This window comes from Kineococcus sp. GCM10028916 (genome assembly GCF_042674865.1).
Classification (GTDB): Bacteria; Actinomycetota; Actinomycetes; order Actinomycetales; family Kineococcaceae; genus Kineococcus.
Map to the genome: position 1 here is coordinate 17,608 of NZ_JBHTFM010000018.1, position 21,750 is coordinate 39,357.

Consider the following 21,750-nt stretch of genomic DNA (forward strand, 5'->3'; position numbering starts at 1 on the left):
ACCGAGAACCAGGGGGTGGACGTGGACGCGGTGCGGATGGTCGAGGACGAGGTGCGCACGCTGGTGCGCCGCCGGATCGCGGCGGGCAGTTTCCGGGGCGACCCCGCGGAACTGCGGGCCCTCGTCGACGGCGTCGTGCTCGACTACGACCTGCGTTCCCTCGACGGTTCCCTGCCGGGCCTCGACGACCGCGACCAGGCCGTGCGTGCAGTGGTGGCCGCGGTGTCGGGTTTCGGCCCGCTGCAGCGCTACTTCGACGACCCCGAGGTCGAGGAGATCTGGATCAACGAACCCGGGAAGGTGTTCGTGGCCCGCGGCGGGGTCTCCGAACTCACGACCACCATCCTCGACGAGGACACCGTCGCCGAACTCGTCGAGCGCATGCTGGCCAGCACCGGCCGTCGGGTGGACCTCTCGAGCCCGTTCGTCGACGCCTCGCTGCCCGACGGTTCCCGGGTCCACGTCGTCATCCCCGACGTCACCCGTCGGCACTGGGCGGTGAACGTGCGGCGGTTCGTCGCCCGGGCCCGCCGCCTCGACGACCTGGTGACCCTCGGTTCGCTGACGGCCCCGGCCGCCGCGTTCCTCGCCGCGGCCGTCACCTCCGGGTTGAACCTCCTGGTCTCCGGCGCGACCCAGGCCGGCAAGACGACGCTCCTGAACTGCCTGCTCAGCGCCGTACCGGCGAACCAGCGGGTCATCACCTGCGAGGAGGTCTTCGAACTGCAACTCGCCGCGCGCGACGTCGTCGCGATGCAGTGCCGCCAGCCGAACCTCGAGGGGCGCGGGGAGATCCCGCTGCGGCGCCTGGTGAAGGAGGCGCTGCGGATGCGCCCGGACCGGCTCGTCGTGGGGGAGGTGCGCCAGGCCGAGAGCCTCGACCTGCTCATCGCGCTGAACAGCGGCCTGCCGGGGGCCGCGACGATCCACGCGAACTCCGCCGCCGACGCCGTCGCCAAGATGTGCACGTTGCCGCTGCTGGCCGGGGAGAACGTGACGAGCGGTTTCGTCGTCCCCGCGGTGGCGGCGAGCCTCGACCTCGTCGTGCACGCGGAACTCGACGTCGACGGGCGGCGGCGGGTGCGGGAGGTCCTGGCCGTCACGGGTCGCACCGAGGGTGGCGTCGTCGAGACCGCGGAGGTCTTCGTCACCCGTGACGGTACCCTCGTCCGGGCGACGGGGTGGCCGCCGCACCGCGACCGGTTCGTGCGCGCGGGTTTCGACCTGACCGCGTTGCTGGCGGGTGGGTCCTGATGGACGGCGTCGGCGTCGGCGTGGTGTTCGGCGTCGGGTTGTTCTGCGCGTGGTGGTCCTGCTGGGAACGGCCGCCCCGCACCGCTGCCCGCCGCACCTCCCGCGTCCGCGAACTCCTGGACGCCGCGGGGTGGCGGGAGGTTCCCGTCCCCGTGCTGCCCGCGGCGTGCCTGCTCGCGGGGGTGCTGGGCGCGGTGGTGGTGACCGGGTCGAGCGGGGCCCTGATCCTCGGCGCCGCCGCGGGGTGCGCCGCCGCCGCCCTGCCCGTGCTCGGTCTGCGGCAGCGCGTCCGGCGACGCCGCGAGGACACCGCCGCGCAGTGGCCGGACGTCGTCGACACCCTCGCCTCGGCGGTGCGGGCGGGGTCGTCCCTGCCCGAGGCCGTCTGCGGTCTCGCGAGCCGGGGGCCGCAGTCGCTGCGACCGGCCTTCGCGCGCTTCGCCGCCGGCCACCGCGCCAGCGGTGCCTTCGACACCGAACTCCGCCGGTTGCAGGAGGAACTCGCCGACCCGGTGTTCGACCGGCTCGCCGCCACCCTGCGGATGACCCGACAGGTCGGCGGCAGCGACCTCGGCACCACGCTGCGGACGTTGTCCGGGTACCTGCGCGAGGACCAGCGCACCCGCGGCGAACTCCTGGCCCGTCAGAGCTGGACGGTGTCGGCGGCGCGGCTCGCCGTCGCCGCTCCGTGGATCGTCCTGGCGCTGCTGGCCACCCGCCCGGGAACCCTGGAGGCCTTCGACTCCTCGGCCGGGGCCCTGGTGCTGCTGGTGGGAACGGTCGTCTCCGCGGGTTCCTACGCGGCGATGTCCCGCCTGGGCCGCCTGCCCACGACGCGACGGGTGCTGTCGTGAACGTCGGGATCCTGCTCGGGCTGCTGGCCGGGACGGGTTTCCTCGTGCTCCTGCACGCCGCGCCGTGGAACCGTTCGCCGGGGATCGAGGCCCGTGTCGGCCCCTACCTCGGCGCAGCCCAGGCCCACCGGGCGTCGTGGTGGGTGGACCCGTTGCGGGGCTTCGGGTCCGCGGTGGGCGCGCGGTTGGGGTCGGGGCGGGTCGTCGCCGAACGACTGGCGGTCCTGGACCCGTCCCTCGACCCTGGTTCCGGCGGGGTGTCCGGGCTGGAGGCCGCGGTCGCGCAGCACCGCGCGGAACAGGTCCTCTTCTCGGTCGCCGGGGTCGTGTCGGCGGTGCCTGCGGGATTCCTGGCCGGCGGGTCGACCCCGGTCACGGTCGTGGCGTTCGTGGTGGCGGGTGGGTTCGCCGGCGCCCTGGCCCGGGGGGAACTCCTGGCCCGTCGCGTCCGGGTCCGGCGGGCGGAGATCGCGGCGGACCTGCCCGACGTCGCGGAACTGCTCGCCCTCTCCGTGGGGGCGGGGGAGAACGTCGCCGGTGCGCTGGAGCGTGTGGCGGCCGGGAACGGCCCGTTGTGCGCCCACCTGCGGCACAGCCTGGGCCGGGTCCGCACCGGGACGCCGCTGCTGGACGCGCTGCTGGACCTCGCCGGGCGGTGGGGCGTCGCGCCCTTCACCCGGTTCGTCGACGGGATCGCCGTGGCCGTCGAGGCGGGCAGCCCGTTGGCCGAGGTGCTGCGCGCCCAGGCGGGCGACGCCCGCGAGGCCGAGCGACGCCGACTCATCGAGAGCGGCGGTCGCAAGGAGGTCCAGATGATGGTTCCCGTCGTCTTCGGTGTCCTGCCCGTCACCGTGCTCTTCGCGGTCTACCCCGGCCTGGCCCAGCTGCAGCTCGGCTGACACCCCTCTCGAAACCCCCTGTCGAAACCCCCTGTCGAAACCCCTGAACACCGAGGAACTGGAGACCGTCCGTGTCGACGCTCGACCTGCGCCGTGTGCGCACCTGGATCGCCCGTGCCCTGGCGAACGCCCGGGAGAACTCCGACGACCGGGGTGACGTCCCCGGCTGGGTGCTGGTCACGATCATGACGGCCGGGCTGGTCGTCGGGTTGTGGGCCGTCGCCGGCCCCCGGCTGGAGGCGGTGTTCACCCAGGCGATGGACGCCGTCGTCGGGCAGCTGTGAGGCAGGACGAGGGTTCCGCCGTGGCGGAGTTCGCGGCCGTCGCGGGGTTGCTGGCGCTGCTGTTCGCGGCCGTCGTGCAGCTCGCCGTCGTGCAGCACGTCCGGGCCACGGCCGCGGACTGCGCGGGGGAGGGGGCCCGGTTCGGCGCCCTGCGGGGCAACACCCCGGAACTCGGCGCACGGCGCAGCCGGGAACTCCTGACCGCGTCGCTCTCGCCCCGCTTCGCCGACCACGTCGCGGCGGACGTCGTCGACCTCGGCGGGCTGCGCGTCGTGCAGGTCGACGTGGACGCGCCGCTGCCCGTGATCGGCCTGTTCGGCGTCGGCCGGGGGATGCACCTCGAGGGCCACGCGGTCCTGGAGGGCGCGCGGTGACCCGTGACGAGGGCAGTGCGTCGGTGGAGTTCCTCGTCGTGGGCGTCCTCCTGCTCGTGCCCATCGCCTACCTGGTCCTCACCCTGGGTCGGGTCCAGGCGGCGACGTTCGCCGCCGAGTCCGGGGCGCGGGAGGCGTCGCGGGTGCTCGCGACCACGTCCGACGGGGAGGCCCTCGCCGAGACGTCGGTGGCCCTCGCGCTGGCCGACCAGGGGTTCGCGACCCCGCCGGGGACGCTGGTGCTGGAGTGCGCGGCGGACCCGTGCCGTTCACCGGAGGCGGAGATCGCCGCGACGGTGCGGATCGACGTCGACCTGCCCTTCGTCCCGGGTTTCCTGGGCGGGGCCGTCCCGGCGCACGTCCCGGTGGAGGTGCGCCGGGTCGCCGTCGTCGACCGGTTCGCCTCGTGAGCGACGCGTCCGAGGGGTGCCGGGACGACGAGGGGCGGATCGCGCTGCTGTCGCTGGCCTTCGGCCTGCTCGCGATGGTCCTCGTGCTGGTCGTGGTGTCCGCCTCGGCGGTGCACCTGCAGCGCAAACGTCTCTACGCGGTGGCCGACGCGGCGGCGGCCGACGCGGCCGACGCCCTCGACGACGCGGCCTACTACACGGGCGGCGGCGATCTGCTGCTCTCCGACGCCTCCGTCCGGGCCAGCGCGGCCGACTACGTCGCCGCCCACGCCGACCTCGCCGGTGTCGTCGTGGCCGAGGGCACGGGAACCCCGGACGGGCGCACGGCGGTCGTGGTCCTGGACGTCGACGTCCGGCCGCTGTTCGTGGCCTTCGTCCCCGAGGAGTTCGCGGCCGGGATCCGGCTGCGGGCCACGTCGCGTGCGGTCGCCGACCTGCGCTGAACGTGTCAGCGTCACCGCGTGAGCGAACTCAAGGACGCACGGATCCTCGTCACGGGTGCCGGCGGTGGTCTGGGGCGGCCGATCGTCGAGCTCCTGACCCGGGCCGGGGCGCGGGTGGTCGTCAGCGGGCGGGACGTCTCCACGCTCGAGGGGGCCCACGTCGTGGCCGCCGACCTGCGTCTGCCGGGGGAGCCGGAACGCCTCGTCGCGGAGGCCGTCGACCACCTCGGCGGCCTCGACGGCCTGGTCCACGCGGCCGGCGTCGTCGCCTTCGGTCCGGGGGTGGAGGCCGACGACGAGCTCCTCGACGAGCTGTTCCTCGCCGACACCCTCGGACCGATCCGGCTGCTGCGCACGGCCGTCCCGCAGATCGCGACGGGGGGCTTCGCCGTCGTCGTCTCCGCGGTCGTGGCCGAACGGCCGCAGCCGGGGATGGCCGCGTACTCCGCGGCGAAGGCGGCGCTCAGCTCCTTCACCCAGGCGCTGGCCCGGGAGGTCCGGCGCGAGGTGCGGGTGATCGACGTGCGTCCGCCGCACACCGAGACGGGCCTGGCGCAGCGTCCCGTCGCCGGGACCGCCCCGCGGCTGCCGACGGGCCTGGACCCGGAGGCGGTGGCGGAGCGGATCGTGCGCGCGATCGTCGAGGACGAGCGCGACCTGCCCTCGGCGGCGTTCGCGTGAAGGGCGGGCCGGGTGCCCCGACGTAGACTCGTCGGTCGTGGCCATCGACTTCCCCGCTGAGATCTCCGCCCTGCGCACGACGTACGCGTCCATCCGCGAGGTGTCGGACCTCGAAGCGCTGCGCAAGGAGCTGGCCGACCTCAACGACGAGGCCGCGGCGCCGAGCCTGTGGGACGACCCCGAGCACGCCCAGACCGTCACCAGCCGCCTCTCCGCCGTGCAGGCCGAGCTCGACCGCATCGAGAAGATGGGCGGTCGCATCGACGACCTCGAGGTGCTCGTCGAGCTGTCCGAGGACGAGGACGACGCCGACTCCCTCGTCGAGGCCGAGACCGAGCTGGAGGCGGTGAGGGCGCAGCTGGCGCAGCTCGAGGTCCGCACCCTGCTGTCGGGGGAGTACGACAACCGCGAGGCCATCGTCACGATCCGCTCCGAGGCCGGTGGCGTCGACGCCGCCGACTTCGCCGAGATGCTCATGCGGATGTACCTGCGCTGGGCGGAACGTCGCGGCTACAAGAGCGAGGTCTACGACACCTCCTACGCCGAGGAGGCGGGCATCAAGTCGGCCACCTTCAAGGTCGCCGCGCCCTACGCCTACGGCACGTTGTCCGTGGAGCAGGGCACCCACCGCCTCGTGCGGATCTCGCCCTTCGACAACCAGGGCCGTCGCCAGACGTCCTTCGCCGGCGTCGAGGTCCTGCCCGTCGTGGCCGAGACCGACCACGTCGACGTCAACGAGAACGAGGTCCGCGTCGACGTCTACCGCTCCTCGGGTCCCGGTGGTCAGTCCGTCAACACCACCGACTCCGCGGTACGCCTGACCCACCTCCCGACCGGCATCGTCGTGACCTGCCAGAACGAGAAGTCGCAGCTGCAGAACAAGGCCGCCGCCATGCGCGTCCTGCAGGCCAAGCTGCTGGAGAAGGCCCGCAAGGACCGTCAGGCCGAGCTCGACGCGCTCAAGGGCGACGACTCCGGCTCGTGGGGCAACCAGATGCGTTCCTACGTCCTGCACCCCTACCAGATGGTCAAGGACCTGCGGACGAACTACGAGGTCGGCAACACCTCCAACGTCTTCGACGGCGAGATCGACAGCTTCCTCGACGCGGGCATCCGCTGGCGCAAGCAGGTCGAGCAGGCCTGACCGAAGATCACCCGCGGGGAGTCTTGCGCTCACCCGCAGTGGGCGGACCGTATGGTGGTGGTGGTCAGAGCAGCACCAGTTCTCCCTGTCCCCGAGACTGACCACCCCCACGAGTGATCACCTTCGAGCACGTCAGCAAGGTCTACGGCGAGGGGCACCGCCCCGCGCTCGCGGAGGTGACCCTCCAGATCGACAAGGGCGACTTCGTCTTCCTCGTCGGTCCGTCCGGGTCGGGGAAGTCGACCTTCCTGCGCCTGGTCCTCAAGGAGGAACGCGCCAGCAGCGGGTCCGTCCAGGTCGCCGGTCGTGACGTCGGCCGGTTGCGCTCCTGGAAGGTGCCGGCCCTGCGTCGCCAGATCGGGGTCGTCTTCCAGGACTTCCGCCTCCTCGCCGACAAGTCCGTCTACGAGAACGTCGCCTTCGCCCTGCAGGTGCTCGGCAAACCGCGTCACGTCATCGCCCAGACCGTCCCTGAGACCCTCGGTCTCGTCGGGCTGGCCGGCAAGGAGAAGCGCCGTCCGCACGAGCTCTCCGGGGGCGAGCAGCAGCGCGTCGCCATCGCGCGCGCGTTCGTCAACCGGCCCTCGCTGCTGCTGGCCGACGAACCCACCGGGAACCTCGACCCCGAGACCAGCGTCGGGATCATGAAGCTGCTCGACCGGATCAACCGCACGGGGACCACGATCGTCATGGCCACGCACGACGATGACATCGTCGACCAGATGCGCAAGCGCGTCGTCGAGCTCCGCGACGGTCGCGTCGTGCGCGACGAGGACCGCGGCGTCTACGGATCGGGTCGCTGATGCGGATCGGTTTCGTCCTCGGTGAGATGTTCATCGGGTTGCGCCGCAACTTCACGATGACGCTCTCCGTCGTGCTCGTCACGATGGTGTCGTTGTTCTTCTTCGGGACCGGTCTGCTCGTGCAGAAGCAGGCGGGGACCCTCAAGGGCGAGTGGTACGACCGCGTCCAGGTGTCGATCTTCCTGTGCGGGGACGAGTCCCTCGCCACGAGCTGCCCCGGCGGTGCTGTCAGCGACACCCAGCGCAACGCCCTGCGGGACGCGCTGACCGCGGACCCGCTGGTCGAGCGGGTCTACTACGAGTCGAAGCAGGAGGCGTACCAGAACTTCAAGGAGACGACGGCGCCGGGCCTGTCCGACAACGTCACCGCCGACCAGCTCCCCGAGTCCTTCCGCGTGAAGCTCAAGGAACCCTCGCGCTACCTCGAGCTCACCGCCGAGTACCAGGACTACGCGGGGGTCGAGGAGATCCCCGACCAGCGCGCCATCCTGCAGCCGCTGTTCACGGTGCTCGACACCGCGACGCGCGTCTCGCTCGGGCTGGCCGCGCTCATGCTGATCTGCTCGATGATGCTCGTCTCCACGACCATCCGGCTCACCGCGTTCAGCCGCCGTCGCGAGACGACGATCATGCGCCTGGTGGGGGCCTCGCGGGCCCTCATCCAGTTGCCGTTCGTCCTCGAGGGGGTCGTCGCGAGCCTCGTCGGTGGCGTCCTCGCCTCCGGGGCGCTGTGGGCGATGGTCAACTTCGGGGTCTCGAGGCTGCAGTCGCGGCCGGGGTTCACGACGCGGCTCATCTCGACCCACGACGTGCTCACCGAGACCGGACCGATCATCGTCGCCGTCGGCGTGGTCTTCGCCGTCATCGCGTCGCTGTTCAGCCTGCGCCGCTGGCTGAAGGTCTGAGCGTCCACAGAACGGGGCAGGACGGAACTGCGGTGCGGGACCCGGCGCACGACGCCTAGACTCGAAGGTCCGAGATCGAGCACCACAGCAGGACCTGGAGGACCACGTGCCGCGCGAGACCGGTCGCAAGGTGATCGCCAGCAACCGCAAGGCGCGCCACGACTACTTCATCGACGACGTCTACGAGGCGGGCGTCAGCCTGATGGGCACCGAGGTCAAGGCGCTGCGGATGGGGCGGGCGTCCCTGGTGGACGGCTTCGCCCACATCGACCGCGGTGAGATGTGGCTCGAAGGGGTCCACATCCCCGAGTACGTCCAGGGCACGTGGACCAACCACACCCCGCGACGCAAGCGGAAGCTCCTCCTGCACCGCGAGGAGATCGAGCGCTGGGCCGGGAAGGTCCGCGAGTCCGGGCTGACGATCGTGCCGTTGGCGCTCTACTTCAACGACGGCAAGGTCAAGGTCGAGATCGGGCTGGCCCGGGGCAAGAAGAACTACGACAAGCGCCAGACCCTGCGTGAACGCCAGGACCGGCGCGAAGCCGACCGCGCGATGTCGGAGCGCAAGAACCGCTGACGTCCGACGAACTGCGGATGCGCGCCCGGTCCGTGAGCGCTGTCATCGGTCCATGCGCACCGCGACGACCCTGTTCGCCGGCCTCGGGGCGGCGGCCCTGGTCCTGGGGCCGCTGGCCACCGCCGCCTCGGCCGACGGTCCCTCCGACGACGAGCGCGTCGACTCCTACGCGGCCCGGCTCACGGTCGGCGCCGACGGTTCCGTCGCCGTGCGCGAGGAGATCAGCTACGACTTCGGCCGCGAGGGCCACCACGGCCTGGAACGCTTCCTCCCCGTCCAGGCTCCGCACGACCAGACGCACGACCGCCGCTACCCCGTGCGCGACCTGCAGGTCACCAGTCCGACCGGGGCCGCCACGCGGGTGAGCACCGAGACCGACGACGGCTTCCTCGACGTCCGCATCGGCGACCCCGCCGCGAACGACGTCACGGGCCGGGAGACCTACGTCCTCACCTACACCGTCCCCGCCGTCGTCGACCGCGTCGACGGGGGACTGCAGCTCGCCTACGACGTCGTCGGCACCGGCTGGCAGGTCCCGATCGACCGCATTGACGTCACCCTCGAGACCCCCGCCGCCGTCACCGACCCCCGGTGCTTCCAGGGCGAGGAGGGCAGCACCGACCGGTGCTCGGCCACCGCCACCGCCACGGGTGCGACCTTCGGCGCCACCGGTCTGGGCCCCGAACAGGGTGTGACGATCGCCGCCGGCCTGCCTGCCGGATCGTTGACCCCGGTCGCCCCACTGCTGGTCGACACCTTCAGCCCGGCGCGCGCCTTCACCGCCGACACCACGACCGTCGCTGCCACCGCCGGTGTCCTCGTGCTCGGAGCCGGCGGGATCGCGCTGGCCCGGCGACGCCGACCCGCGACGACCGGCCCGAAGGGCGCCGTCGGGGTCACCGACGTCCCGCCCGGGGTGCTCGGGACCCTCGTGCACGGTGGCGCGCGCACCGTCGACGTCGTCGCCACCCTGCTCGACCTCGCCCAGCGCGGGCACCTGCGTCTGGAGGAGGTCACCGCCCCCGACGGCTCCGTCGCCGACTGGGACCTCACCCGCACCGACAGCCCCGACCCGCTCGCCCCGGCCGAACGACGGCTGCTGGACACCGTCTTCGCCGAGGGCGACGACACCTCGCTGTCCGCGGTCCGCACCACCGCCAGGGCCGGGACCGGGCTGACGAAGGACCTCCTCGAGGACGACGCCGTCGCCCGCGGCCTGTTCAGCGACCGCCCGCGGAACGTGCTGCGCCGGTGGGCGCTGCGCAGCGTCCTGGTGGCCCTCGCCGGCGGCGCGCTGACCCTGGTCCTGGCGCTCTGGACGACCCACGCCCTCATCGGTGTCGCCGTCACCGTCGTCGGACTCCTCGCCCTCGTCGCCGGCTTCGCCGGAGCCGCACCCAGCCCGCTGACCGCCCGGGGACGCGAGATCCGCCGGCAGGCCGACGAGTTCGCCGCCACCCTCGCCCGCTACGGCGACGCCGACGCGCTCGCCGACGGCGGTGCCCCGCACCGCTTCGCCCGGCTCGTGCCCTACGCCGTCGCCCTCGACGCCACCGACGCCTGGGTCGCCGGGGCCCGCGCCCTGCAGGCGGCCGACGCACCCCTGCCCGCCCCCGGCTGGTACTACGGGCGTGCCCACGAGGGGTCGACCTTCAACGTCGCCCTCTTCGCCGGGACGATGGGCGGCTTCTCCGCCAGCACCACCGACGCCCTCAGCGCCGCACCCCCCGCCACGGCGAGCTCCGGCTCGTTCGGCGGCGGCGGCGGGTTCACCGGGGGAGGGGCCGGTGGCGGTGGCGGCGGGTCCTGGTGACTGGGCAGGTGACCGGGCAGGCGGCGCGGGGAATGTGGGCGACGGGGCGGCCGTTGAGGGGTAGGCTAGGCGCACAACTGAACATGGGGATGACAGGTTTCGACGGTGGACGTCGAGCCAGGGGAAGCGGGTCGAGGATGCATGGTCATCTCGTCAACGATCCATGCAAACCAATAGGTGCCGATTCCAAGCGCACCGAGTTCGCCCTCGCCGCCTGAGCGAGTGTGACTCTGTCAGCCCGGGTGTGCTCCCGCCCCGGGTCCTGGCATCAGCTAGGGGGCTCACCTCTCACCGAGGTCGCGTAGGTGAGAGGGACAATCAACGCGGCTGGGCCCGGCGGTGACATGCCTGTATGAGCATCGGGGCCGAGCAGACCGCTGAACAGGATGCACCCGGAGAAGCCCTGGTTTCACGCTATCGGACGCGGGTTCGATTCCCGCCATCTCCACCAGCACCACGAGAGCGCCCCACCGGCTGGTCCGGTCGGGGCGCTCTCGCGTTCCCGGGCCGGGCGTAGGCCCCAGGGCTGACCCGGCGTCCGGGAACTCCGTCCCCGCTCCGACGCGCGAGCCACAGCGGATCGACAGGCTCGAGGCATGGACATCCTCACCGCCCGCGGTCTCGTCATGACCTACGGGACCACCCGCGCCCTCGACGACGTCGACGTCACCCTCCCCGCCGGGGAGTCGCTCGCCGTGATGGGACCCTCGGGATCCGGCAAGACGACGTTGCTGCACGTCCTCGCCGGGATCCTGCGCCCCACCTCCGGGGCCGTCGAACTGGCCGGACGCGATCTCGGATCCATGTCGGACGCCGCGCGCACCGTGTTGCGACGCAACGACTTCGGGTTCGTCTTCCAGTCCGGGCAGCTGCTCTCGGAACTGCCGGCCGACGAGAACACCGCGCTGCCGCTCATGCTCGCCGGGCAGTCCCGCGCTGCCGCCACGGCCCGGGCGCGGGAGCTCCTGGCGAAGCTGGGACTGGCGGGCATGGAACGCCGGCGACCGGGCGAGCTCTCCGGGGGACAGGCGCAGCGCGTCGCGATCGCGCGGGCCCTGGTCGGCTCGCCCAGCGTCGTCTTCGCCGACGAACCCACCGGCGCGCTCGACCAGGCCACGGGTCGGGAGGTCCTCGAGCTGCTGACCTCCGCCACCCGCGCCACCGGCGCGGCCCTGGTCGTCGTCACCCACGACGCCGGGGTCGCCCGCTGGTGCGACCGGACGCTGGCCATGCGCGACGGTCACGTCGTCAGCGAGTTCCGCGCCCCGACCGGGGTCCGCGCGTGAACGCCACCCTGGCGATCTGGTGGTCGCTGGCCCGTCACACCCACGGCACCCCGCGCGACCGGTTGCCGACGACGCTGGCCGTCACCGCCTTCGCCGTCACGACGTGGTCGGTGCTCACCGTCGCCGGCGGGGTGCAGGCCTTCGCGGCCCGGGCCGCGAGCGCCGGGGCGGACTCCGACGCGCAGGTCTACCCCTTGCTGTCCTGGGTCTCCGTCGCGCTGCTGCTGGTGCCGACGGCGACCCTCGGTGCGGCCGCGGCCCGCCTCACGGTCGCCCGGCGCGACGAGCGGCTGGCCCGGTTGCGCCTCGCGGGGGCGACGAGCGCGCAGATCGGTGCGATGGCCCTCCTGGACGCGGCCGTGCAGGCCGTCGTGGGCGCGGTGCTGGGGGTGGTGCTCGACGTGGTGGCGGTGCCGGCGATCGCCCGGTTGCGGTTCCAGGGCCGCGCCTTCGACGTCGCCGAGCTGCGGCTGGGCCCGTGGCCGGTGCTGACGACCGTCGCGGCGGTCCTGCTGGTCGCGCTGGTGTCCTCCGCGGTCAGTCTGCGACGGGTCGCCATCACGCCGCTCGGGGTGGCGCAACGCCTGCCGCAGAAGGGCCTGAGCTGGGCCAGGGTCGTCCCGGTGCTGGTGCTGGGGGTGGGTTTCGTCGCCGCCTTCAACGCGGGCAGCGTGGTGTTCGGGGCCGGTGTGGTGGTCGGGGCGCTGGTCCTGGTCGGCTTCCTGGCCGGTGCGTTCGCCGTCTTCAACCTCGTCGGGCCGCTGCTCGTCTCCGTGCTCGGCCGGGTCCTCGGGGCCCGGGCCCGGACGGTCCCGACGCTGCTGGCCGCGCGGCGGATGAGCGAGGACCCGAAGAGCACCTGGCGCAGCGTGGGGGGCATCTCGCTGGTCACGTTCGTCGCGGGGTGCCTGAGCGTGACCCCGGGGTTGACCGCCGGTTCGTCCGGTGAGGAGGACGCGCAGCTGCTGGGCGACATCGGCACCGGGGCGGCCGTGACCCTCGTCATCGCCGCGGTCCTCGCGGCCGTCTCGACGGGCGTCACCCAGGCGTCGCGGGTGCTGGACTCCCGCGGTCGCTACCGGACGCTGCACCTGGCGGGGACCGACGTCGCCGTCCTGCACGCCGCGCGGTCCCGGGAGACGTGGATCCCGCTCGTGGTCACGATGGGCGGGGCGGGCGCGCTGGCGCTGCTGATCGTCTCCCCGGTGATCGGTCTGCTCTCGGCGGCGCCGACGGGTGTCCTGTGGTTCGTGGGCTGCGCGGTGGCCGGTGCCGGTCTCGTCCTGGGTGCGGCGAGGGCCAGCCGGCCGCTCGTCGTCGCCGCCGCGCAGGGCGATCCGGTGGGAATCCCGTCTCGCTGAGTGATTCGTCAGAACACAGCGTCGCGCGGTGTGCGCCAGGTCGGGGGTCTTTCGGATCGGGCTGCGAGACACGCCGTTCGAACTCGTACGGTCGGCTGACACCGACTCCTCCGGAGTCGGCCGGACCGAGGGGGAGCTGTGCAGGACGCCGACTACCGGCGCCTCGTGGAGGACTCTCCGCTGGCCACGCTCCTCGTCGCTCCGGGCGAGGACGGGTGGCTCACGACGTGGGCGAACCCCGCCGCCGCCGACCTCCTGGGCCGCTCGGGGGCCGAGGAGGCGACGGGGCTGGCGCTGGCCGACCTCGTCCACCGCGACGACGTCACCGAGGTGCTCGAGGCGCTCGAGCACGGGGTGCCGGGCGAGCAGACGGCCTTCGAGTGGCGGTTCGTGCGCCCCGACGGCGAGACGGTGACGGTCGAGGTGCTGCTGGGCCCCGCCGACGGTTCCGGTGGGCTGAGCCTGTCCTGCTGGGACGTCAGCCAGCACGTCGCGCGCACCCGCGACCTCACCCACCGCGCGACCCACGACCGCCTCACCGGTCTGCCCAACCGTGGCCTGCTGGAGGACCGCTGGGCCCTGGCCCGTTCCCGCGCCCGCCGCACGGGCCACGCCCCGGTCGTCGCGTTCTGCGACGTCGACGACCTCAAGCAGCTCAACGACGTCCACGGCCACCTCGTCGGCGACCACGCCCTGGTGCGCATCGCGGAACGGCTCACCGGGGCCTCGCGGGGGGAGGACACCGTCGCCCGCTTCGGCGGCGACGAGTTCATCGTCCTCGTCGAGAACTCGCTGGACGTCGAACCGCAGGCCCTGACCCGCCGGCTGCGCGAAGCCGTCGCCGGCGTCCCGGTGTCGCTGCCCGACGGCACGGTGATCACGGTGTCCTGCAGCGTCGGCCTCGTCGTCGACGACCTCGGCGAGTCCACGGCCGAGGTGCTGGCCCGCGCGGACCGGCACATGTACGAGGACAAGCGCCGTCCCCGCTGAGGGTAGTTTCCCCCTCGTGGCCAAACTGCTGGAACCCCTCACCCTGCGCGGCACGACGTTCGCGAACCGCATCTGGGTCTCCCCGATGTGCCAGTACTCCTGCGACGCCGAAGGGGCGCCGGGCGTCCCCACCGACTGGCACCTCGTCCACCTCGGGGGACTGGCCGTCGGCGGCGCCGCGCTCGTCCTCACCGAGGCCGCGGCCGTCGTCCCCGAGGGCCGGATCAGCCCGCAGGACGCCGGGTTGTGGAACGAGGAGCAGGCGCGGGGCTGGACCCGCATCGTCGACTTCGTCCACTCCCAGGGCGTCGCGATCGGCGTCCAGCTCGCCCACGCCGGCCGCAAGGCCAGCACCTACCGGCCCTGGGCCGGGCAGCAGGGCAGCGTCCCGCCCGCCGACGGCGGCTGGGAGACCGTCGGCCCCAGCGCGCTCGCGTTCGGCGGGTACGCGACCCCCACCGAACTCGACCTCGACGGCATCGCCCGCGTCGTGACGGGCTTCGCCGAGGCCGCCCGCCGCGCCGACGCCGCGGGCTTCGACGTCGTCGAGCTGCACGCCGCCCACGGCTACCTGCTGCACCAGTTCCTCTCACCGGTCTCCAACCACCGCACCGACGCCTACGGCGGTGACCTCGCCGGCCGGTCGCGGCTGCTGCTCGAGGTCCTCGACGCCGTCCGGGCGGTGTGGCCGCAGGAGAAGCCGGTCCTGGTCCGCCTCTCCACCTCCGACTGGGTGCCGGGTGGCTGGGACGTCGCGGAGTCCGTGGAGCTGACCCGGGAACTCGCCGCCCACGGGGCCGACCTGATCGACGCCAGCTCCGGCGGGAACGCCCCGGAGCAGCAGATCCCCGTCGGCCCCGGTTACCAGGTGCCCAACGCGGCCCGGATCCGCCGCGAGACGGGTGTCCCCGTCGCCGCCGTCGGTCTCATCCTCGAACCGGCCCAGGCCGAGCAGCTGCTCGTCAGCGGTGACGCCGACGCCGTCTTCCTGGCCCGCCCCCTGCTCGCCGACCCGCGCTGGCCGCAGCGCGCCGCCCAGGCGCTGCACGCGCCGGAGGCGGTCGCGTGGCCGCCGCAGTACGTCCGCGCCACGCGGGCACCCGTTCCCTTCGTGCAGCCGCGGGTGTGAGGACATGATGGGGAGGTGAGCAGCGCGATCCCGTCGTCGACCCTGGCCGGACGGCTGTTGCTGGCGACCCCCGCGCTGACCGACGAGAACTTCGCCCGCGCCGTCGTCCTCGTGCTCAACCACGACGAGGACGGCGCGCTGGGCGTCGTCGTGAACCGGCCGCTGGACGTCGACGTGGACAGCGTCCTGCCCGGTTGGCAGCCCTTCGCGACGGCCCCCGGGAAGCTCTTCCAGGGTGGCCCGGTGGCGCTGGACTCCGCCCTGGGGCTCGTCGCCGTGCCCGGGGACCGACCCGACCCGCTCGGGGTCCGTCGCGTCTTCGGTTCCGTCGGCCTCGGCTCGGTGGGCCTCGTCGACCTCGACACGCCCCCCGAGGCCGTCGTCACGGAGCTGTCCGGGCTGCGGATCTTCGCCGGGTACTCCGGGTGGAGCGCCTCGCAGCTGGAGACGGAGATCGCCGAGGGGGCCTGGTTCGTCCTGCCCGCCGAGGCCCGGGACGCCTTCAGCGACACCCCGCACGACCTGTGGGCGCAGGTGCTGCGCCGTCAGGGGGGTGACCTGGCCCTCGTGGCCAGCTTCCCCGACGACGTCTCCATGAACTGAACGGCCCCCCGTCGGGCGCGTACGATCCTGCCCATGAGTGGCCGCCTGAGCTCGCCGACCGACGACCCGTTCCGCACCCAGCCCGAACAGTCGCCAGCGTCCACCCCCTCCCGCACCGCGGTCCTCGACCGCGAGGAGCAGGTCGAGGAGAAGGTCGAACCGGGTGATCACGAACGCTTCGCGCACTACGTGAAGAAAGAGAAGATCATGGAGTCCGCCCTCTCGGGCGACCCCGTGATCGCGCTCTGCGGCAAGGTCTGGGTGCCGGGCCGCGACCCCAAGCGCTTCCCGGTCTGCCCGACCTGCAAGGAGATCTACGAGACGCTCTCCGGCAAGGGCGGGGACAAGGGCGGGGACGACGGCGGGAGCTGAGCCGGGCGCTCACCGGTCCTGCCCCGTGCGCGCGTCGCCGCGCCGGAGCACCCCCGAGCCTCGTCTACGGTGGAGGGACCGATGAGCACCACCGAACACGAACCCCAGCTGGCCCTGGCCGACACCGTCACCGCACGCGGTCACGGTCCCGTGGTCGACGCCCCCGGAACTCCCGCGGCGCGTCCCCTGCGGGCCTGGCAGAACGCAGCCCTCGAACGCTACTTCGACCCCGCGCGCGACGAACCGGCCGACTTCCTCGTCACCGCGACGCCCGGCGCCGGCAAGACGACCTTCGCCCTCGCGCTGGCCCGTCGGCTGCTGGACTCCCGCCGGGTCGACCGGATCGTCGTCGTCGCCCCGACCGACCACCTGCGCACCCAGTGGGCCGAGGCCGCCCACCGCGCCGGCGTCGAGCTCGACCCCACGATGACCAACGCCGTCGGGCCGGTGCGCCCCGACATGAAGGGCTACGTCACCACCTACGCCCAGGTCGCGGGGCACCCGATGCTGCACCGGGCCCGGGCCACCGCGAAGCGCTCGCTGGTGATCATGGACGAGATCCACCACGCCGGGGACGGGCTGTCCTGGGGTGACGCCGTGTTCGAGGCCTTCGGCGACGCCCGCCGCCGACTCTCGCTGACGGGGACCCCGTTCCGCACCAAGACCGACGAGCGCATCCCGTTCGTCAACTACGTCGACGACGACTCCCCGGAGTCCGAAGGTGGCCTGCGGAGCAGCGCCGACTACGGCTACGGCTACAAGGAGGCGCTCGCCGACGGCGTCGTCCGCCCCGTCGTGTTCGCCGCCTACACGGGGGTCTCGCGCTGGCGGAACTCCGCCGGCGAGGTCGTGGCCGCCTCGCTGACCGACGCCACCACCAAGTCGGTGGAGTCGCTGGCCTGGAAGACCGCCCTCGACCCGCGCGGCGACTGGGTCCCGCACGTGATCGCCGCCATGGGCGAGCGCCTCGACCACCTGCGCGAGCACGGCATGCACGACGCCGCCGGTCTGGTGCTGGCCTCCGACCAGGAGGACGCCCGCGCCTACGCCAAGATCGTGCAGCGGGTCACGGGGGAGAAGCCGGCGCTGATCCTCTCCGACGACCCGAAGGCCTCGCAGAAGATCTCCGAGTTCGCGCGGAGCGACCAGCGGTTCGCGGTCTGCGTCCGGATGATCTCCGAGGGCGTCGACGTGCCGCGCGCCGCCTGCCTGGCGTGGATGACGTCCTACCGGACCCCGCTGTTCTTCGCCCAGGCCGTCGGCCGCGTCGTGCGCTCGCGGGTACCGGGGGAGTCCGCGACGGTCTTCCTGCCCGCGGTGCGGCCCCTGCTGGCGCTGGCCGCGGCGATGGAGAGCGACCGCAACCACGTCATCCCGCCGCCCGCGTCGGTCTCCTCCGACGAGGTCGACGAAGGCGGCCTGGACCTGCTCCCGCCGCCGGAGCGCGAACCCGGCGGCCCCAAGGAGTACGAGGCGCTCGAGGCCCAGGCCGAGTTCGCCCACGTCCTGCACGGGGGCAAGGCCCTCACCGGTGGCGACCTCCCGCAGGTCAGCGTCGACGAGCAGGACTACCTGGGCCTGCCCGGCCTGCTCTCGCCCGAGCAGACCGCGGCCCTGCTGCACCAGCGCGACGCGGAGATCCGCAAGCGCACCGCGACCCCGCGCCACGTCGAGGACGCGGCCCCCACCGAGGACGCCGAACCCGAGCAGGAGGACGCCACCTGGCACACGGCCGCCGTGCTGCGCAAGGAGATCCACGGCCTCGTCGGCCGGGTCGCCGCGGGCCGGCAGATGCCGCACGCCAGCGTCTACTCCAAGCTGCGCGCGGCGGTGCCCGGACCACCGTCGGCCTCGGCCTCGGTGGACGTCCTGCGCGCTCGCCGCGATCACCTGCTGTCCATGGTCTAGGTTGCTGTGGTGCCCGAGATCGTCCAGCGGACCATGGTCCGCGCCCCCGTCGCCGAGGTGTTCGACATGTCCCTCGACCTCGACGTGGAGCGGGTCGCGGGCAAGCGCTACAAGGTGAAGGCCGTCGAGGGGGCCGGGCGCACCAGCGGGCGGATCGAGCTCGACGAGAAGGTCCAGTGGCGGCTGCGTCTCCTCGGTCTGCGGGTCACCCACACCTCCCACATCACCGCCCTGGAGCGGCCGCGGCGCTTCGTCGACGAGATGGAGTCCGGGGCGTTCCGGGCCTTCCGCCACGAGCACACCTACGAGCCCGAGGGCCCGGCGATGACGATCATGACCGACCGGATGGCGTGGACCTCGCCCTACGGCCTCCTCGGCCGCGTCGCCGACCTGTTCTTCGTCCGGCGGACGCTGCGCCAGCTGCTGGCCGACCGCAACTCCGAGATCGTCCGCCGCTTCAGCTGACGGAACCCCCGCGGGCCGGTGACCGTTGCCCCGGTATGGGATTCCTGGACAACCTGAAGAGCAAGGGTCTGCTGGCGGGCGACCAGCTGAAGACGAAGGTCGGTCAGTTCAAGAGCAAGGACTTCGCCGAGGCGAGCATGGCGACCTGCGCCCTCATCGCGGCCGCCGACGGCAGCATCGAGCCGGAGGAGCGCCAGAAGACCGCGGCCTTCATCGCCAGCAACGACGTCCTGTCGATCTTCAACGCCGGGGAACTGCGCGAGTCCTTCGACAAGTGGTGCGGGAAGCTGACCACCGACTACGACTTCGGCAAGATCGAGGCGCTGCAGGCCGTCGGGAAGCTGCGCAGCAAGCCCGAACAGGCCCGCGCGGTCGTCCAGGTCGGCGTGGTCATCGGCGGCGCGGACGGCGACTTCGACCCGAACGAACAGCGGGCGGTGCGTGAGCTGTGCCAGGCCGTGGGCATCGACCCCTCCGAGTTCGGCGTCGCCTGAACCTGACACGCTGACGACCATGAGCACGCCGGCCGGGTGGTACCCGGATCCTTCCGCCCCTGACGCGCTGCGGTGGTGGGACGGTGGGCGCTGGACCGAGCACGTCCACCGGGCCGCCACCACCAGCCCCCCGCAGCCCTGGCTCAGCAAGGCCCCGACCGCACCGCAGCAGGCCCGCAGCCCCTACGGCGCACCGCACCGGCAGTACCCGCCCTCGCAGTACCCCGTGCCGGGGGTGAAGGCCATCGCCACCCCCGACGGACAGGCGCTGGGCGGGTTGGGGTCCCGGCTGCTGGCGCGGATCGTCGACTGGATCCTGCTCGGCGTCATCGGGACCATCGCGGCGTGGTCCCCCCTGCAGACCATCGACGCGCAGGTCCGGTCGGCCTTCGACGTGTGGATGGCGGGAGACCCGGAGCGCGGGTCGACGTTGATCGTCGAGGCCACCCGCAGCGGCGCCGCCTCCGCGGCGACGTTCATCCTGCTGGCCGTCAGCGCCGTCTACACGATCCTCACCGTGCGGCTGGCCGGGGCGACCCCCGGCAAGCTGCTCTTCCGGCTGCGGGTCCGGGACTGGCAGCGCCCCGGGCTGCCGTCGTGGGGTCAGGCGATCATCCGCTGGCTGGGGTGCGACCTGCTGGGACAGGTCGTGCCGTTCTACTCCCTGATCGACTTCCTCTGGCCGTGCTGGGACCAGCGCAAGCAGGCCCTGCACGACAAGATGGGCCGCACCGTCGTCGTGCGGAAGCGCTAGGAGCACCACCGGGGACGACTACCCGAGGATCGGTTCCCCGACGAGGACGACGCCCGCGCTGCGCAACCCCGCCAGCGCGGGCTCGACCGTCGCGGCCGAGATCCCCGCCGTCAGGCCGAGCAGCACGGTCGTGCGGAACCCCGCGGCGACGGCGTCGAGCGCGGTCGCCCGCACGCAGTGGTCGGTGGCGATCCCCACGACGTGGACCTCGGTGACCTCGTGGGCGCGCAGCCAGTCCGCGAGCCCGGTGTCCAGTTCGCCACCCTCCTCGGTGACCCGGCTCGTGGTGCCCTCGAACCCCGAGTACGCCGCGCTGTACTGCCCCTTGCGGAAGACCGCCTCGATCCGGCGGGTCTCGAGGTTGTCGTGCAGCAGCGCCCCGTAGCTGCCCGCCCGGCAGTGCGGCGGCCAGCTGTCGACGAAGTCGGGGGTCGGCGAGAAGTGCGCGCCCGGGTCGATGTGGAAGTCCTGGGTCGCGACGACGTGGTCGTAGCCGATGCCCCGCCCGGCGGAGGTGTCCTGCTTCAGCAGCTGCGAGATCGCCGCGGCCACCTCGTCACCGCCGGCGACCGCGAGCGCGCCGCCGGGGCAGAAGTCGTTCTGCACGTCGACGACGATCAACGCGCGGGTCACCGCAGCACCGTCCGGTTCGCGTCCAGCACCGTGGTCGGGATCGCCGGTTCACCCTTGGACAGGGCCAGCCCGTCCCACGGCAGCGTCACCAGCGCCCGGTGCAGGTGCTCGCGGGCCGCGCGCAGGTCCGGCAGCCCGCCGGAGTCCGCGGGGACCCGTTCGCCGTCCACGACCATCGGGATCTGCAGCGGCCGGTCGTTGGTCTCGCGCGGGGGGGTGAACCCGACGCCGAGGACCTCGTCGGTGGCGGTGCCCGTCGCCCGGTGCCGCCGGATCGCGACCTTGCGCCCGCCCTGGGTGACCTTGGACGTCGAGCGCTTCGCGACGGGACGGCCCTCGACCTCGACGAGCTTGTAGACCAGCCCGGCCGTGGGGGCGCCGGAGCCGGTGACCAGCGACGTGCCCACGCCGTAGCCGTCGACGGGGGCCGCGGCGAGCGCGGCGAGGGCGTACTCGTCGAGGTCGCCGGAGACGACGATCCGCGTCGAGGTGGCGCCGAGGGAGTCCAGCTGCTCACGGGCCTGCACGGCGATCACGGCGAGGTCGCCGGAGTCGATGCGGACGGCACCGAGCTGCGGTCCCGCGACCTCAACGGCCGTCGCGATGCCGGCGGTGATGTCGTAGGTGTCCACCAGCAGCGTGGTGGAGACCCCGAGCGCCGCGACCTGGGCCGCGAAGGCCTCCGCCTCGGTGTCGTGCAGCAGGGTGAACGCGTGCGCGGAGGTCCCCGAGGTGGGGATGCCGTACGTCGCGCCGGCCTGCAGGTTCGACGTCGAGGTGAACCCCGCGAGGTAGGCGGCGCGGGCGGCGGCGACGGCGGCCTGCTCGTGGGTGCGGCGCGAGCCCATCTCGATGATCGGGCGGTCCCCGGCAGCGTGCGCCATCCGGGCCGCGGCCGCGGCGATCGCGCAGTCGTGGTTGAGGATCGAGAGCACGACGGTCTCGAGCACGACGGCCTCGGCGAAGGTGCCGGTGACGGTGAGCATGGGGGAGGCGGGGAACCACAGCTCACCCTCGGCGTAGCCCTCGATCGACCCCGTGAACCGGTACCCGGCCAGCCAGGCCAGCGTCCTCTCGTCCAGCACGCCGTGCAGCCCGCTCAGCAGCTCCGGGTCGAAGGTGAAGTCGCGCACGGCGTCGAGGACCCGTTCGGTGCCGGCGACGACGCCGTAGCGGCGGCCGTCGGGCAACCGGCGGCCGAAGACCTCGAACGTGCACGGCCGGTCGCCGGTGCCGTCGGCCAGCGCCGCCTGCAGCATGGTCAGCTCGTACATGTCGGTCAGCAGCGCTGTGCTCGCGCGGGGGCTCCCCATG

25 protein-coding genes and 1 other RNA gene are annotated in these 21,750 nt (G+C 73.2%); 24 read left to right on the forward strand and 2 right to left on the reverse strand.

All coding sequences use genetic code 11. From position 1 onward, the window contains the following. The first annotated feature begins 36 nt into the window (after positions 1-36). From ACFQ46_RS19045 to ACFQ46_RS19160, 24 genes are all read left to right on the forward strand, one after another. Positions 37-1,254, forward strand: coding sequence for a CpaF family protein (locus ACFQ46_RS19045; RefSeq protein ID WP_380261539.1), 1,218 nt, complete (start codon positions 37-39; stop codon positions 1,252-1,254). Then, positions 1,254-2,108, forward strand: coding sequence for a type II secretion system F family protein (locus tag ACFQ46_RS19050; RefSeq protein WP_380261017.1), 855 nt, complete (start codon positions 1,254-1,256; stop codon positions 2,106-2,108). The genes ACFQ46_RS19045 and ACFQ46_RS19050 overlap by 1 nt, the downstream gene beginning before the upstream one ends. Next, positions 2,105-3,007: a type II secretion system F family protein gene (locus tag ACFQ46_RS19055; RefSeq protein WP_380261019.1), complete on the forward strand. Its 903-nt coding sequence runs from the start codon at positions 2,105-2,107 to the stop codon at positions 3,005-3,007. The genes ACFQ46_RS19050 and ACFQ46_RS19055 overlap by 4 nt, the downstream gene beginning before the upstream one ends. 86 nt (positions 3,008-3,093) lie before the next feature. Beyond that, the gene (locus ACFQ46_RS19060; RefSeq protein WP_380261541.1) at positions 3,094-3,291 is read left to right on the forward strand and encodes a hypothetical protein; all 198 of its coding nucleotides are present in this window, start codon (positions 3,094-3,096) and stop codon (positions 3,289-3,291) included. Then, on the forward strand, positions 3,288-3,665 hold the full coding sequence (locus ACFQ46_RS19065; protein ID WP_380261021.1) for a TadE/TadG family type IV pilus assembly protein: 378 nt from the start codon (positions 3,288-3,290) through the stop codon (positions 3,663-3,665). The genes ACFQ46_RS19060 and ACFQ46_RS19065 overlap by 4 nt, the downstream gene beginning before the upstream one ends. Further along, a complete protein-coding gene (locus tag ACFQ46_RS19070) occupies positions 3,662-4,075 on the forward strand; it encodes a pilus assembly protein (protein ID WP_380261023.1) in 414 nt (137 codons plus the stop codon). Before ACFQ46_RS19065 ends, ACFQ46_RS19070 begins: the two co-directional genes overlap by 4 nt. After that, positions 4,072-4,518 carry a hypothetical protein gene (locus ACFQ46_RS19075; RefSeq protein WP_380261025.1) on the forward strand — a complete coding sequence of 149 codons (447 nt, stop codon included), beginning with the start codon at positions 4,072-4,074 and terminating at the stop codon, positions 4,516-4,518. Before ACFQ46_RS19070 ends, ACFQ46_RS19075 begins: the two co-directional genes overlap by 4 nt. 18 nt (positions 4,519-4,536) lie before the next feature. Continuing rightward, on the forward strand, positions 4,537-5,199 hold the full coding sequence (locus ACFQ46_RS19080) for an SDR family NAD(P)-dependent oxidoreductase (RefSeq protein WP_380261027.1): 663 nt from the start codon (positions 4,537-4,539) through the stop codon (positions 5,197-5,199). Between the two features lie 37 nt (positions 5,200-5,236). Further along, a complete protein-coding gene (gene prfB, locus ACFQ46_RS19085; RefSeq protein WP_380261029.1) occupies positions 5,237-6,343 on the forward strand; it encodes a peptide chain release factor 2 in 1,107 nt (368 codons plus the stop codon). A 113-nt stretch (positions 6,344-6,456) separates the two neighbouring features. Further along, a complete protein-coding gene (ftsE, locus tag ACFQ46_RS19090; protein ID WP_328295006.1) occupies positions 6,457-7,146 on the forward strand; it encodes a cell division ATP-binding protein FtsE in 690 nt (229 codons plus the stop codon). Further along, a complete protein-coding gene (gene ftsX / locus ACFQ46_RS19095; protein WP_380261031.1) occupies positions 7,146-8,051 on the forward strand; it encodes a permease-like cell division protein FtsX in 906 nt (301 codons plus the stop codon). Before ftsE ends, ftsX begins: the two co-directional genes overlap by 1 nt. 106 nt (positions 8,052-8,157) lie before the next feature. After that, the gene (smpB, locus tag ACFQ46_RS19100; protein ID WP_380157933.1) at positions 8,158-8,628 is read left to right on the forward strand and encodes an SsrA-binding protein SmpB; all 471 of its coding nucleotides are present in this window, start codon (positions 8,158-8,160) and stop codon (positions 8,626-8,628) included. Between the two features lie 52 nt (positions 8,629-8,680). Further along, on the forward strand, positions 8,681-10,441 hold the full coding sequence (locus ACFQ46_RS19105; RefSeq protein WP_380261033.1) for a DUF2207 domain-containing protein: 1,761 nt from the start codon (positions 8,681-8,683) through the stop codon (positions 10,439-10,441). A gap of 85 nt (positions 10,442-10,526) precedes the next feature. After that, positions 10,527-10,892, forward strand: a transfer-messenger RNA (tmRNA) gene (ssrA, locus tag ACFQ46_RS19110). A gap of 145 nt (positions 10,893-11,037) precedes the next feature. After that, positions 11,038-11,727, forward strand: coding sequence for an ABC transporter ATP-binding protein (locus ACFQ46_RS19115; protein ID WP_380261035.1), 690 nt, complete (start codon positions 11,038-11,040; stop codon positions 11,725-11,727). Further along, complete coding sequence (locus tag ACFQ46_RS19120) at positions 11,724-13,088, forward strand: FtsX-like permease family protein (protein ID WP_380261037.1); 1,365 nt, start codon at positions 11,724-11,726, stop codon at positions 13,086-13,088. Before ACFQ46_RS19115 ends, ACFQ46_RS19120 begins: the two co-directional genes overlap by 4 nt. Before the next feature lie 138 nt (positions 13,089-13,226). Then, positions 13,227-14,078: a diguanylate cyclase domain-containing protein gene (locus tag ACFQ46_RS19125; protein WP_380261039.1), complete on the forward strand. Its 852-nt coding sequence runs from the start codon at positions 13,227-13,229 to the stop codon at positions 14,076-14,078. Between the two features lie 16 nt (positions 14,079-14,094). Then, positions 14,095-15,207 (forward strand): NADH:flavin oxidoreductase/NADH oxidase, encoded by a 1,113-nt coding sequence (locus tag ACFQ46_RS19130; RefSeq protein ID WP_380261041.1) that lies wholly within the window; start codon positions 14,095-14,097, stop codon positions 15,205-15,207. A 15-nt stretch (positions 15,208-15,222) separates the two neighbouring features. Beyond that, complete coding sequence (locus ACFQ46_RS19135) at positions 15,223-15,810, forward strand: YqgE/AlgH family protein (RefSeq protein ID WP_380261043.1); 588 nt, start codon at positions 15,223-15,225, stop codon at positions 15,808-15,810. Positions 15,811-15,843: 33 nt separating this feature from the next. Beyond that, on the forward strand, positions 15,844-16,182 hold the full coding sequence (locus tag ACFQ46_RS19140; RefSeq protein WP_380261045.1) for a DUF3039 domain-containing protein: 339 nt from the start codon (positions 15,844-15,846) through the stop codon (positions 16,180-16,182). Positions 16,183-16,263: 81 nt separating this feature from the next. Then, positions 16,264-18,090 carry a DEAD/DEAH box helicase gene (locus ACFQ46_RS19145; protein ID WP_380261047.1) on the forward strand — a complete coding sequence of 609 codons (1,827 nt, stop codon included), beginning with the start codon at positions 16,264-16,266 and terminating at the stop codon, positions 18,088-18,090. A gap of 9 nt (positions 18,091-18,099) precedes the next feature. Further along, positions 18,100-18,555, forward strand: coding sequence for an SRPBCC family protein (locus ACFQ46_RS19150; protein ID WP_380261049.1), 456 nt, complete (start codon positions 18,100-18,102; stop codon positions 18,553-18,555). A gap of 35 nt (positions 18,556-18,590) precedes the next feature. After that, the gene (locus tag ACFQ46_RS19155; protein ID WP_380261051.1) at positions 18,591-19,049 is read left to right on the forward strand and encodes a tellurite resistance TerB family protein; all 459 of its coding nucleotides are present in this window, start codon (positions 18,591-18,593) and stop codon (positions 19,047-19,049) included. Between the two features lie 19 nt (positions 19,050-19,068). Next, the gene (locus ACFQ46_RS19160; protein WP_380261053.1) at positions 19,069-19,803 is read left to right on the forward strand and encodes an RDD family protein; all 735 of its coding nucleotides are present in this window, start codon (positions 19,069-19,071) and stop codon (positions 19,801-19,803) included. An 18-nt stretch (positions 19,804-19,821) separates the two neighbouring features. Here the strand turns inward: ACFQ46_RS19160 and ACFQ46_RS19165 are convergent, their stop codons facing one another. Together ACFQ46_RS19165 and ACFQ46_RS19170 are read right to left on the reverse strand one after the other, a co-directional pair. Next, positions 19,822-20,436 carry a nicotinamidase gene (locus tag ACFQ46_RS19165; RefSeq protein WP_380261055.1) on the reverse strand — a complete coding sequence of 205 codons (615 nt, stop codon included), beginning with the start codon at positions 20,434-20,436 and terminating at the stop codon, positions 19,822-19,824. Further along, positions 20,433-21,749 carry a nicotinate phosphoribosyltransferase gene (locus tag ACFQ46_RS19170; RefSeq protein WP_380261057.1) on the reverse strand — a complete coding sequence of 439 codons (1,317 nt, stop codon included), beginning with the start codon at positions 21,747-21,749 and terminating at the stop codon, positions 20,433-20,435. The genes ACFQ46_RS19165 and ACFQ46_RS19170 overlap by 4 nt, the downstream gene beginning before the upstream one ends. Between the last annotated feature and the right edge of the window lies 1 nt (position 21,750).